The organism is Yoonia sp. SS1-5, from assembly GCF_038443705.2.
GTDB lineage: Bacteria > Pseudomonadota > Alphaproteobacteria > Rhodobacterales > Rhodobacteraceae > Yoonia > Yoonia rhodophyticola.
Window position 1 is genome coordinate 2,263,956 of sequence record NZ_CP151767.2, and the last position, 12,596, is coordinate 2,276,551.

Sequence of the window (12,596 nt, forward strand, 5' to 3'; positions counted from 1 at the left end):
GGTCACTGGACCAGATAGGGTTTGGGTGGTCTTTCCGCCGATTGTTCGGTGTCGAGGCTCATCGGGAATTCCCCTGTCAAGAACGGATGCATGCCCTGATTACGCAGATCCTGCAGAAACGCCCCCAGCCCCGTCAGATCAACCATCCGGGGGATCTGCGCCAGCGGCGGATGGGGTTGTCCGCTCATCTCATCGACGATGGTCTGCAGGATATCCATCGGCGACCGCACAAATTCAGCCAGGCTCACCACCCGCACCCGCGCCTTTGCAAATGGGGACCGCAGGATTTTGAGATGCGCATGTTCGATCTGCTGAAGGCGTGCGGCCTCCCCCCGGATGTCCGAAAATTCCCCCCGCGACTGGAACAGGGGAATGATCCACGCGCCGGAAATCACCGAAATACGCGCGTTGGTATCCTTGGCAATCATCCAGTTGATCGACTGGGTATCATCCGGCCCAAACTGAAACGCCTGATGCGTCCCCCGCGCATTCCAGATCAGGTTGCTGAGGAACATCTTGGTGTTGTAGTCCCGCAAAACAGGCTGATCGGACAGCCCGCCCATATAAACAGCGCTTCCATCGCAGAAATGCGCGCGGTCCGGGGCAAACAGATGCCCGTGTACATCCGCGCCGGTGGCCTGCCCCAGCCAGGCTTCAAAATCCTCGAATGTCTCGGCAAAGCCCTGCAGGACGGAATAAGGCTCTGCTGTCATCACTGCTTCGCGGTCAATCGTGGGGAACCGGCTTTGCATATAAAGCCCGGGCCGCCCCAATGTCCGGCGATCTACCGCATTGGCGAAAACGCGATCAATGGCGCTGGGATTGGGCAGGGTCTCTGGCGTTCGTGCCGGTTCAGGGAACGTATTATAAAGCGCATCCGCCTGCGGCCATATCTTGCGGGCCACAAAGCATTCCGCCCGGCGCAGCAGTTCCTTGTGATCATCGTAGAAAATATGTGGCTTGCCTTGATAATCGAATTTCGAAAGCGTCAGGGACCGGCTTTCGATCTTGGTGGAATGGCGCCGCGCCATGGTCTGGAAATAGCTTTCGTCGGGGATCCAGACCCGTTTGAAATACCGATCATAGATCGGGCGCCGGGGGTCGTTCAGGATGGCCATCAAGGTGCGGCGGGTCAGGCACCACCATTGCGACCCCATATGCGGCACAAGCCCATCCGGTATGCGCCGCCGAAACCCCGCCAATTGCTGCGCCTTGACGTAAAAATCAAAAATACGCCGATGCCGCCGCCATGAAAACGGGAAACGCAGGGTGAACCGTTCTTCGTGCAGGCCGCCCACCGTCCAGGGCACATCCGACGTTGTCGAACTTTCGATAAAATCCGTCTCGGGCCGCGCATCAAGATAAGCGCAGAGCTCTGTCACCGGGCGCATCGGAAGGCATGCACCAGACGCCAGATAGACATGCCGCAAATCGGGGCGCGTATCGAGAAGCTGCGTCGCCGCATCCTGTGTCGCCTTGACCAGCGCCCAACCACCCCAGTCACAATTGTAGCGCCGCGAAAACTGCACCTCTTTCAGATCGGACAGCGATTGCACAAAGCCCGCATGTTCGACCGCGCTGACCTTTTTGTCGATATGCACGATCACCGGGCAACCGCCCTTGACCCAATGTCGGATCGCCTGTTCGGCCCGATGCAATGCCGTATGCACCAGCATGATGACGCCTGTCTTGCTCATGCCCAGTTCCCTTTTGACATCAGCCCAAGACCTTCCAGCTGCCGCCAGTTGAGATATTGCGCGCTCCACTTCGTCCAGATGGTCGGGTCATCGGCGGCTGATGCGTAACGCGCATATTCCTGCCCCGACTTGTAGTGCTGCGCGCGCATTTCCGCGTCGCCCGCGCGGTCGCTGAACGTGTTCAGGAACTTTGCGTGCAGCAGGATGCCAGAGGTCTTTTCCCCCCCCTGCTGATCATAGACCAGGTTCAAACCGCGCGGCAAAATCATGTGGGTGGAACTGACATAAGTGTAACGGCGGTTCCATTTCACAAATGGGACCTTGTTCAATGCCGGGGCCTTTGACGGTTTGGCCCCGAAATAGGCGCGTGCCCGTGGCCCGCCTTGAATCCAGAGATTTCGCATCCGTTTGTTGCGGCTGATCGTGTAGTTGCCCGCATCAAACCAGCTCGCCACCTCCAGCGGGTCCATCCCGCGATCATAGACCGCCTCGCTGACGGGACCTTTGGGATACATATCCAGCATCAGCGCCCCGAACGATCGCACGTCCGATGCGTCCAGCCAATCGCCCAGCGCGGACAGCGGTCGGCTGTCGCAGAACGGGTAGACGAAGAATTCATCGACATCGACGGTCAGCGCCCAATGCCCATGCGCATAGCGCATTTGCAGATAGGTCAGCCAATCCATCCCATAGCGGGCGCGGCCATATCCCGCCTTGGTCGACCACAATGACACATCCGATTGGGCCGCAGCGTAATCCCCGCCCCCGTCGCTACTGTCATTGTCGACCATCAGGAAGTGATCGACGCCCAACTTGCGGTAGTATTCGAAGAAATACGGCAGGCGCACATCTTCGTTTCGAAACGTGCAGAACAGCAAAATATCACCAGGCCGGATCCGCCTCGTGCGGTTTTCGACCGATTTCAGTTCACGCCGTTTGCGGAACGCGCGAAATCGCCAGCGCTTTCGTTGCAACCGCAACCCATATGACGTCAAAAAACTCAATACCGCGTCCCGTTATTCCCCTGTGGATCGTATCAGACCCACTCTTCACGACACATTAACCCCAGATCAACCAACTGTCGCCAGTCCTCATAGCGACGCGATTGCGGATTCCACAGATCAGGACCCTGCATCAGTGATCTGTAATAACTGTCATAAAGTGCGCTATTTTCAAAGTGTTGTCGCCGGGAAATCGCCTCGCGCGACCTTTCGGCAATATCCGGCAGGAACTTCGTGTGCAAAAGCACCCCGGTCATGCGGTTTTGGCCCGGGGGCGCGAACACATCATGCAGACGGGGTGGCACAATCTGGTGCGTTGAACTGACATAGGCGAACCGCCGGTTCCAATACACAAATGGGGTCTTGTTCAGCGTTGGCGCGCGTTCCGGCGCTGGCCCAAAAAACACCCGTTCGCGCACACCCCCTTGTATCCACAGATTGCCGTAGGCCGGATGCCAGCGCGACCGGTAATGCGTGGCATCAAAATAGGGGATCGCATCCAGCGGATTGGTACCCGCGTCAACGTCCGACTGCGTTACCGCACCCTTGGGACACATGTCGAGCATCAGGGCCCCGAATGACCGCCGCCCCTGTCGGGACAGCCAATCAGCCAGATCGGGCAAGCCCCGGGTGTCGTGTTCGGGGTAGATCAGCAACTCGTCAGCATCCACTGTCAGGCACCAATGCCCGTGACCAAAGCGCAGGTGTAACCAGCCCAGCCAATCCATCCCGAACCGGGCCAGACGGTAGCTGGCATCTGTCTGCCACAACGATACGTCAGGTTGATCGCGCAACAGGGCTGCTGTGTCATCATCACTGCTATTGTCGACAAAAAGAAAATGCGCGACCCCCAACGCCCGGTAATGCGCCAGGAAATACGGCAGACGCAGCGCCTCGTTATGGACACAGCAGAACGCAAGCACAGCGCCCGGACGGATCAGATGGGTCCGGTCAGCCGCGGGCCGGATTTCATGCCGCTTGCGCAGGATACGAAACAGCAACCGCCGCCGTTTCCAACGCAGCCGGTAGGCCCGCGCAGCGGCCGCCCAAAGCGACAGCTGCGGCTTGGGCATGTCTGCGCGCAAGGGTTACTCGGCTGCCTTTTTGGCGGACATCATCTCGGTCAGATATTGCTGCAGGTCGTCACGCAGCTCGTCTCGCGCCATCGCAAAGGCGACGGTCGCCTGCAAAAAACCGGCCTTGGAGCCACAGTCAAAGCGCTGTCCATCAAAACGGAACCCGAACACATCGCGCCCCTGGCTCAGCTCTGACGCGATGGCGTCGGTCAATTGCAGCTCACCACCGGCGCCCTTGGTGATGTGTTTGAAATTATTCATCACATGCGGGGTCAAAATATAGCGACCAATCACGGCCAGATTGGACGGTGCTGTGCCGGGGGCAGGTTTTTCGACCATCTTGTTGATCGACATCACGTTGCCGCTGGTATCCGCCACATCAAGGATACCGTAGGACGAGGTCTTGTCCGGCGCCACTTCCATCGCGGCCACCATGGCACCGCCAATTTCTTCATAGGCTTCGACCATCTGCTGCAGGCAGGGTTTTTCCGCCGCAATCACGTCATCGGGCAGGATCACGGCAAATGGTTCATTGCCAATCAGTTTTGCGGCACAGTAAACCGCATGGCCCAGACCCAATGGCTTGTGCTGCCGGATATAGGCAATTGCACCGCTATCCATGTTTGTGGTGCGCAGAATATCCAGCAATTCTTTCTTGCCTGACGCCTCAAGCGCGGCTTCCAGATCAGGCGCGAGGTCAAAATAATCCTCCAGCGCCGTCTTTCCGCGTGACGTCACAAAAATAAAGTCCTCGATGCCGGCGGCGCGCGCCTCGTCAATCGCGTATTGGATCAACGGGCGGTCAACCAGCGTCATGATCTCCTTGGGCACGGATTTGGTCGCGGGCAAGAACCGCGTTCCCAACCCGGCTACGGGGAAAATCGCCTTGGTGACTTTTCTACTCATTTCAACTCTTTCTGGCTAAATACGCTTTCGATTATGCCGCGTTCTGTAACACGCATCCGTCTGATGCAAAAGAAAACTCCGTAAATTCGGCGGAATTGAGGTGATCCTGATCTGCCTGCCGCAAAACTGCAAAGAAATCGTAAGTTTCAGGCGAGGTTCATGTCCAGAAGCATCGCTTCGATTCGCGGAACGTCTTCGGGATTATTCAATTCCCAGAACTGCCTGCCCCGGGCGTCAACCTCGACACAGCGCACCGACGCACCGTTTTCGAGAAACCGCAACTGCTCTAACCCCTCGAGGTCTTCGAGCGGCCCGACAGCCCACTCTTGATACGCTGCCAGCGCATCCGGACGATACGCATAGACGCCCACATGGTGAAAGACGGGCGTCTGTGCATCATCCGCATAGGTCTGGCCGGTGAACGGTATTACCTCTTTCGAGAAATAGAGCGCCTGCCGGTCCACCCCGAAAACCGCAGTTGTTCCGCCGACCCGTCCGGCGCGCCGGTCCTGCAAGAAACCGTTCAGCGCCCGCCCGTCTGTGCGCAAAACCGGCGTGGCGGCGGCGGCCTGCGGGTTTTGGCGCAGATCCGCGATCAGGTCTTCGACAAACCAGGCCGGTGTCAGGGGCGCGTCGCCCTGCAGATTGACGACCATGTCGAATGTGTCGTCAATCCGGCCCAGCGCATCTGCACAACGTTCAGTCCCGTTTTTGCAGGCGGTCGAGGTCATCACCACATCTGCGCCGAAATCCTCTGCCGCCTTCTGGATGCGCGTGTCATCAGTGGCAACAACCACGCGCGCCACGCCGGAAACGGACATAGCAGCCCGCCACGAACGTTCAATCAGGCTCTGGCTGGTGCCGGTTGCCCCCCGCAATTGCACAAGCGGCTTGCCCGGATAGCGGGTCGAGGCGTATCGCGCCGGAATGACTATCAGAACGCGCATCAGGCTTTTTCCAATACAACATCGGGACTGGTTGCGATGAAGAACGGGTTTTCAAAGCCGGGCTTGCCGTAAAGCAACGGCTGGTGATTGTCGAAACGCACAACCTTGCCACCGGCGCCGGACAGAACCGCGTGACCAGCGGCTGTATCCCACTCCATCGTGCGGCCCAGCCGGGGATAAAGATCGGCCTCACCCGCCGCCACAAGGCAGAATTTCAGGGAGGATCCGGCGCTTTTCATATCTGCGACCCGGTAGCGGTTGATATAATCATCCGTTGCCTGATCCCGGTGCGATTTCGAGGCCACGACAAGCAGGGCTGCATTGTCAGGATCCGATACGCGCAATGGGGTCTGCTGACCCACCGCGCCGGCGTCAAACGGACCATGTTCCTCGACGGTTTCGCCCGTGGCCGTCGTGTAGAACATCCGGCCCTTCGCGGGGGCATAGACAATACCACGGATCGGCACACCATCGACAACATAGGCGATATTGACCGTAAAATCGCCGCGCCGTTTGATGAATTCCTTGGTGCCATCCAGCGGGTCGACGATCAGGAATGTGGTGACCTGCTGTGTGTGGGTGCTTGCCTGCTCTTCTGTGACAACGGGAGTGTCCGGGAATGCCGCGGTCAGCCCGGCAAACAAAATCCTGTCTGCAGCCTCGTCCGCAGCGGTGACAGGGCTGTCATCGCTTTTGGAGCGCACGTCGAAATCAGGGGATTGATAAATCTCCATGATCTTTTCACCGGCCGCAATCGAAAGGCTGCGCATTTCCTCAACCAGACGATCAAAATCCATCACACATCCTTTGCATTTGCCCCCGTGTTCATTGAAAATCAGTGATTTATCCCTTATGCGTTGCGCATTGCCTGACAGCAAGCTGTTGCCGCCCTTCACCGGGCCAAGCGGAAAGAAACCTGCATGTTCCAGATCAGCGACAGATCGACACGGGTGCGCGGCGCCCTGAGCATGGCAGAGCTTGTCTATCATTCGATTGTACGTGAATTGCGCAAGGGCCATCGCAACGCGCTGATCGGGCTGATCCTGAATATGACCCAGGTGATGACGCTGGTCCTTGCATTCTATGTCATGTTCATTCTGATCGGCCTGCGGGGGGTCCCGTTGCGCGGCGATTTCCTGCTCTACATCATGTCAGGCATCTTTGTTTATATCAGCCATATCAAGGCGCTTAGCGCTGTGCGTGGGTCCGAAGGGCCCGCGTCGCCGATGATGCAGCATGCGCCGATGAATACGATGATCGCCATTTGCGCGTCGGCGGTGTCATCGCTCTATATCCAGATATTGTCGCTTTTTGTGGTGCTGGCGATCTACCATATCGCGTTCACGCCGATTTCGATCTACGCCCCGATTGCGGCGATGGGAATGATGTTGCTTGCGTGGTTCTCGGGTGTTGCGGTGGGCATGGTGTTTCTGGCGATGAATCCCTGGGCGCCCGGATTTGTGACGCTGCTTGCAACGATCTATGTGCGGGTGAACATGTTGGCATCGGGCAAGATGTTTGTGGCAAATGCATTGCCGGCCTCGCGGCTGGACCTTTTTGACTGGAACCCGCTCTTTCACATCATTGACCAGATGCGCGGGTTCGTGTTCCTGCATTACAACCCGCATTATTCGTCGTGGCAGTACGCCTTTTACGTCGCCGTCGTGCTGTTGGTCATCGGTTTGATGGGCGAATTTTTCACCCGCAGACAGGTCTCGATCAGCTGGGCTGCCGGACGTTGAGTTCGCGATTAACCGATGCATCGCGCCCAACAGCGGAAATTCCGTTTTTTTCGCGGTTTTCTCACCAGACCGGCGGTTGCAGCCCCTAAATCGCATCCCTATATACGCCAAGATCATTGTTTGGGGCTAATCCCCTGATCAGACTCATAGAAACTGGCGCGGGTGCCTCAAATGGGTTCGCGCTGCTCAAACCGCCTAAAGTAGAGGGATTTGAAAAATGGCCAAAGTAATTGGTATCGACCTGGGAACGACCAACTCCTGTATCGCCATCATGGATGGCTCTAAACCACGCGTTATTGAAAATGCCGAAGGGGCGCGCACAACGCCGTCTATCGTGGCATTCACTGATGACGAACGCCTCGTTGGCCAGCCAGCCAAGCGTCAGGCCGTCACAAACCCTGAAAACACGATCTTTGCGGTCAAGCGTCTGATCGGTCGCCGGTTCGACGACAAGGACCTTGCCAAAGACAAAAAGAACATGCCCTTCGCCGTGATCGACGGCGGCAACGGGGACGCATGGGTTGAAAGCCGGGGCGAGAAATATTCGCCGTCGCAAATCTCGGCCTTCATTCTGGGCAAGATGAAAGAAACCGCCGAGACATATCTTGGCGAAGACGTGACCCAAGCGGTTATCACCGTACCGGCCTATTTCAACGACGCCCAGCGTCAGGCCACCAAAGATGCGGGCAAGATCGCTGGTCTTGAAGTTCTGCGGATCATCAACGAGCCGACAGCCGCCGCATTGGCCTACGGCCTCGACAAGAAAGACAGCAAGACAATCGCCGTCTATGACCTTGGCGGTGGTACATTCGACGTCACGATCCTGGAAATTGACGATGGTCTGTTCGAAGTGAAATCCACCAACGGGGATACATTCCTTGGCGGTGAAGATTTTGACATGCGGATCGTCAACTACCTCGCGGATGAGTTCAAGAAAGAGAACTCTGTCGATCTGACCAAGGACAAGATGGCGTTGCAACGTCTGAAGGAAGCCGCCGAAAAGGCAAAGATCGAGCTTTCGTCCTCGTCCAGCACCGAAATCAACCAACCGTTTATCTCGATGGGATCAAACGGGCAGCCCCTGCACATGGTCATGAAACTGACCCGCGCCAAGCTGGAAAGCCTGGTTGGTGATCTGATCAAGGCCTCCCTGAAGCCATGCAAGGAAGCCATCAAGGATGCAGGCCTGTCCACATCCGATATCGACGAGGTTGTTCTGGTCGGTGGTATGACCCGGATGCCAAAGGTGAAGGAAGAAGTTGCCAAGTTCTTTGGCAAGGAAGCCCACCAGGGTGTGAACCCTGATGAAGTGGTCGCCATGGGTGCTGCCATCCAGGCCGGCGTTCTGCAAGGTGACGTCAAGGACGTTGTTCTGCTCGACGTGACCCCGCTTTCGCTGGGCATTGAAACCCTTGGTGGTGTATTCACTCGTCTGATCGACCGGAACACAACGATCCCGACGAAGAAGTCTCAGGTCTTCTCGACCGCCGAAGACAACCAGAACGCAGTGACACTGCGCGTCTTCCAGGGTGAGCGTGAGATGGCCGCCGACAACAAGATGTTGGGCCAGTTCAACCTTGAAGACATCCCGCCTGCACCACGCGGCATGCCACAGATCGAGGTGACCTTTGACATCGACGCCAATGGTATCGTCGAGGTCGGCGCCAAGGATAAAGGCACCGGCAAAGAGCAGAAGATCACGATCCAGGCCTCTGGCGGTCTGTCGGATGACGATATCGACGCAATGGTCAAAGACGCCGAAGAGAACGCGGAAGCCGATAAAGAGCGCCGCGAGCTTGTGGATGCCCGCAACCAGGCCGAAAGCCTGATCCACTCGACCGAAAAGTCGATGGAAGAGCATGCCGATAAGGTTGACCCGACAACCATCGAGGCGATCGAACTTGCGATTGCTGCGCTGAAGGATGATCTGGAAGCAGACGATGCGAAGGCCGAGAAGATCAAGTCTGGCATCCAGAACGTGACCGAAGCCGCGATGAAATTGGGTGAGGCGATCTACAAAGCCCAGCAAGAGGAAGAAGGCGAAGCCGAGCCCGAAGCACGTGGGGCTGACCAGGGCGACGACGACATCCTTGACGCCGATTTCGAAGATCTCGACGACGAAAAGCGTGACAACTAAGGCTTTGGCCTGCTGAGGAAATTTGACCGGCCCGTGATCCGGGCCGGTCTTTTCCGTTCCCAAGGGGAAGAATACCATGGCAAAACGTGACTATTACGATGTGCTTGGCGTCGCGAAAGGTGCAGACGCCGCTGCCATCAAGAAAGCCTACCGCCAAAAGGCCAAAGAGCTGCACCCGGACCGCAATTCGGACAACCCGAATGCCGAGGCGCAATTCAAAGAGGCCAACGAAGCCTACGAGGTTCTCAAAGACGCTGACAAGAAAGCGGCCTATGACCGTTACGGACATGCTGCGTTCGAAAATGGCATGGGCGGGGGCGGTCAACGCGGCGCGCATCCCGGTGATTTCGGCAGCGCCTTTTCCGACGTTTTTGACGACCTGTTCGGCGATTTCATGGGCGGCGGGCGTGGCCGGACTGGCCGCGGCGGCGCCCAGCGCGGGAACGATCTGCGCTATAATCTGCGCATCAACCTTGAAGACGCCTTTGCGGGGCTTCAAAAGACCATCAACGTGCCCACGGCTGTCGGCTGCGGGTCTTGCAACGGCACCGGTGCCGAAGGCGGGTCAGAGCCGCAGAACTGCCCCACCTGCAATGGTATGGGCAAGGTACGCGCCCAGCAGGGCTTCTTCACCGTTGAGCGGACCTGCCCCACCTGTTCCGGGATGGGTCAGACGATCAAGAACCCCTGCAACACCTGCAACGGACAGGGCCGGGTCGAGAAAGAGAAATCGCTGTCAGTCAATATCCCCGCTGGCGTTGAAACCGGCACACGCATTCGTCTGGCCGGCGAAGGCGAGGCCGGGATGCGCGGCGGTCCTACCGGTGACCTCTATATTTTCATCGAGGTAAACGATCACCAGCTGTTTGAACGCGACAACACCAACCTCTATTGCCGGGTTCCGGTATCGGTTGCGACAGCCGCCCTTGGTGGCGAGATCGAGGTTCCCACGATTGATGGCGGTCGGAGCCGCGTCAAAGTCCCCGAAGGCTCGCAATCGGGTCGTCAGATGCGCCTGCGCGGCAAAGGGATGCCTGCACTACGCGGCGGCGGAAGCGGCGATATGTTCATCGAATTGATGGTAGAGACCCCTGTCAAACTGACGACACGTCAGAAAGAGTTGCTGCGCGAGTTCGATACGTTGAGCAAGGACAACAACCCGCAGGAATCCAACTTTTTCAGCTCCGTCAAAAGCTTTTGGGATTCGATGAAGGGCTGACGCTCGCCTATGTTTATCGTTCCTTAACCGGAATCGAACAACGGTTCGGTCATGAACCGTTTTTCCGAGACCCGCTCGCTCTTTGCGGATAACGACGACGTTGTCGAGGTGGCACCACTCCCCAAGGGGCGGGTGCCGTCCTATATGCAAGATCACCGAAAACGCCTGCGCGAGCGGTTTCTGGCAGGTGGCGCGACCCCGATGCCGGACTATGAATTGCTGGAACTTGTTTTGTTTCGCGCAATCCCCCGACAAGATGTGAAACCACTGGCCCGCCTGCTGGTCGATACGTTTGGTGATTTCAACCGCGTTCTGTCAGCCCCGATCCCACAGCTTCAACAGATCAAGGGGGCCGGTCCTGCCGTTATCACGGAACTCAAGATTGTCGAGGCGGCCGCGCAGCGATTGGCCCGTGCAAAGGTGATGCAACGCCATGTCATGTCCAGTTGGGATGCTTTGTTGGATTACTGTCACACGGTCATGGCCCACCGCGACACCGAACAGTTCCGGATTCTGTATCTGGATACCAAGAACGTCCTGATCGCGGATGAGGCACAAGCCCAGGGAACGGTGGACCACGTGCCGGTTTACCCACGCGAGGTTGTCAAACGGGCGTTGGAATTGAACGCGGCGGCCATCATTCTGGTGCATAACCACCCATCGGGCGACCCGACCCCATCCGCCGCGGATATCGCGATGACCGAACAGATCAATCAGGCCGCCAAGTCATTGGCTGTCACCGTTCACGACCACCTGATTATCGGAAAGTCCTGTGAATTAAGCTTTCGGGCCGAGGGGTTGCTGACCTAGGGTCCTGACCCTAGCGCGCAGCCAACACGAGATCATCGAAAAGATCGGATCGGAACACGGCCCGGTCAACCTGATCACATCCCGGGATCTCCATCGTCATTCTGGACAACGCAAAGGGTTTGTCAGATCCGGTTTGCCCGGTAAACCCCGCAAGACGGTGCCCGCAATTCGCCGCTGTGACTGTCGCCCCGACCTGAAGGACGATTTCACCCGCGTCGGTCAAGCGCCCGGACGGGAATGTATAGATTTCCGACCAATAGGGCACGGGCGCATCCGACTGACCCAGCCGAACGACATAGCCGCGTTGACCGGCCTGCGCCAATTCAGGCGCCTGCGTCGACGCCGACCAGACATGCCCTGGATCGCCAAAACCCGCCCCGAATTCCAGCGCGTGAAGTTGCAGATTATCGCGACTGCGCCAATGCAGAACGGCGCGGTCATAGCGCCCCATATCCGGCACGTTGATCGCGACGCGTGCTTCCTCCACGTTTTCGTAGGTCACGACAAAAACGGCATCCGTGTCCAACGCCGGAACATTGGCGGTCGCTTGGCCGGCGCTGTCGGTCAGAACGGAAAAAGCCATATCCTCGTGCCAGATCACAAGATAGCTGTCCCGATGACAGGGCGACTGCACATCCAGCGCGACCATCGCGGCCATTTCTGCCGCAGCCTCTATACTTGTTTTGCAACCATCCATGGGTGAACCGGTCACGAAATTCATCCGGGGCACGACGACCTCCGTCAGGACTTCATGAATGTCATCCATCGGCACCACGGAACTGGACGCAGGCAGATCGCTATCCCAGACGTTGCGCGCCCCGAAAACCGGATCACCGGTTGGGTTTTTGGTCATCATCGCGGGGTGAACGATACTGGTCGTGGGCTGTGTCGCCCTGCGCAACGGGTCTTGCTGGCCAGAGGCCCCGCCCTGCACAAGGTAACCAAGCCCAAGCACGACGCAAACCGATGCTGCAACCCGTCCCGCCTTCTGAAAAATGGCCATCCCTGAATCCCACACCAACGAACGCTTGCACGCAGCGTAGCCCAAGACGATGTCTTCA

11 protein-coding genes are annotated in these 12,596 nt (G+C 57.8%); 4 read left to right on the forward strand and 7 right to left on the reverse strand.

Annotated features, from left to right (window positions below; all coding sequences use genetic code 11):
• Positions 1-2 precede the first annotated feature (2 nt).
• From AABB31_RS12765 to cysQ, 6 genes are all read right to left on the reverse strand, one after another.
• Positions 3-1,697 (reverse strand): beta-1,6-N-acetylglucosaminyltransferase, encoded by a 1,695-nt coding sequence (locus AABB31_RS12765; RefSeq protein ID WP_373634828.1) that lies wholly within the window; start codon positions 1,695-1,697, stop codon positions 3-5.
• The gene (locus AABB31_RS12770; protein ID WP_373634829.1) at positions 1,694-2,701 is read right to left on the reverse strand and encodes a glycosyltransferase family 2 protein; all 1,008 of its coding nucleotides are present in this window, start codon (positions 2,699-2,701) and stop codon (positions 1,694-1,696) included. The genes AABB31_RS12765 and AABB31_RS12770 overlap by 4 nt, the downstream gene beginning before the upstream one ends.
• A gap of 32 nt (positions 2,702-2,733) precedes the next feature.
• Entirely contained in the window at positions 2,734-3,771 is a 1,038-nt protein-coding gene (locus AABB31_RS12775) for a glycosyltransferase family 2 protein (protein WP_342077764.1), read from the reverse strand.
• A 15-nt stretch (positions 3,772-3,786) separates the two neighbouring features.
• Entirely contained in the window at positions 3,787-4,680 is an 894-nt protein-coding gene (galU, locus tag AABB31_RS12780; protein WP_342077763.1) for a UTP--glucose-1-phosphate uridylyltransferase GalU, read from the reverse strand.
• 146 nt (positions 4,681-4,826) lie between these two features.
• Positions 4,827-5,627, reverse strand: coding sequence for a 3-deoxy-manno-octulosonate cytidylyltransferase (locus tag AABB31_RS12785; RefSeq protein WP_373634831.1), 801 nt, complete (start codon positions 5,625-5,627; stop codon positions 4,827-4,829).
• Complete coding sequence (cysQ, locus tag AABB31_RS12790) at positions 5,627-6,424, reverse strand: 3'(2'),5'-bisphosphate nucleotidase CysQ (protein WP_342077762.1); 798 nt, start codon at positions 6,422-6,424, stop codon at positions 5,627-5,629. The genes AABB31_RS12785 and cysQ overlap by 1 nt, the downstream gene beginning before the upstream one ends.
• Positions 6,425-6,547: 123 nt before the next feature.
• Here cysQ and AABB31_RS12795 point away from each other — a divergent pair, with 123 nt between their 5' ends.
• From AABB31_RS12795 to radC, 4 genes are all read left to right on the forward strand, one after another.
• Positions 6,548-7,369, forward strand: coding sequence for an ABC transporter permease (locus AABB31_RS12795; protein ID WP_342077761.1), 822 nt, complete (start codon positions 6,548-6,550; stop codon positions 7,367-7,369).
• 217 nt (positions 7,370-7,586) lie between these two features.
• Positions 7,587-9,506: a molecular chaperone DnaK gene (gene dnaK / locus AABB31_RS12800; RefSeq protein WP_342077760.1), complete on the forward strand. Its 1,920-nt coding sequence runs from the start codon at positions 7,587-7,589 to the stop codon at positions 9,504-9,506.
• Positions 9,507-9,582: 76 nt separating this feature from the next.
• Positions 9,583-10,725 (forward strand): molecular chaperone DnaJ, encoded by a 1,143-nt coding sequence (gene dnaJ / locus AABB31_RS12805; RefSeq protein WP_342077759.1) that lies wholly within the window; start codon positions 9,583-9,585, stop codon positions 10,723-10,725.
• Positions 10,726-10,776: 51 nt separating this feature from the next.
• Positions 10,777-11,535 (forward strand): DNA repair protein RadC, encoded by a 759-nt coding sequence (gene radC, locus AABB31_RS12810; protein WP_342077758.1) that lies wholly within the window; start codon positions 10,777-10,779, stop codon positions 11,533-11,535.
• Positions 11,536-11,545: 10 nt separating this feature from the next.
• Here the strand turns inward: radC and AABB31_RS12815 are convergent, their stop codons facing one another.
• The gene (locus AABB31_RS12815; protein ID WP_342077757.1) at positions 11,546-12,538 is read right to left on the reverse strand and encodes a hypothetical protein; all 993 of its coding nucleotides are present in this window, start codon (positions 12,536-12,538) and stop codon (positions 11,546-11,548) included.
• Between the last annotated feature and the right edge of the window lie 58 nt (positions 12,539-12,596).

Coding starts and splice junctions, on each gene's coding strand:
- AABB31_RS12765 (WP_373634828.1), bottom strand. CDS start 1,697: ATGAGCAAGACAGGCGTCATCATGCTGGTGCATACGGCATTGCATCGG.
- AABB31_RS12775 (WP_342077764.1), bottom strand. CDS start 3,771: ATGCCCAAGCCGCAGCTGTCGCTTTGGGCGGCCGCTGCGCGGGCCTAC.
- galU (WP_342077763.1), bottom strand. CDS start 4,680: ATGAGTAGAAAAGTCACCAAGGCGATTTTCCCCGTAGCCGGGTTGGGA.
- AABB31_RS12785 (WP_373634831.1), bottom strand. CDS start 5,627: ATGCGCGTTCTGATAGTCATTCCGGCGCGATACGCCTCGACCCGCTAT.
- cysQ (WP_342077762.1), bottom strand. CDS start 6,424: ATGGATTTTGATCGTCTGGTTGAGGAAATGCGCAGCCTTTCGATTGCG.
- AABB31_RS12795 (WP_342077761.1), top strand. CDS start 6,548: ATGTTCCAGATCAGCGACAGATCGACACGGGTGCGCGGCGCCCTGAGC.
- dnaK (WP_342077760.1), top strand. CDS start 7,587: ATGGCCAAAGTAATTGGTATCGACCTGGGAACGACCAACTCCTGTATC.
- dnaJ (WP_342077759.1), top strand. CDS start 9,583: ATGGCAAAACGTGACTATTACGATGTGCTTGGCGTCGCGAAAGGTGCA.
- radC (WP_342077758.1), top strand. CDS start 10,777: ATGAACCGTTTTTCCGAGACCCGCTCGCTCTTTGCGGATAACGACGAC.
- AABB31_RS12815 (WP_342077757.1), bottom strand. CDS start 12,538: ATGGCCATTTTTCAGAAGGCGGGACGGGTTGCAGCATCGGTTTGCGTC.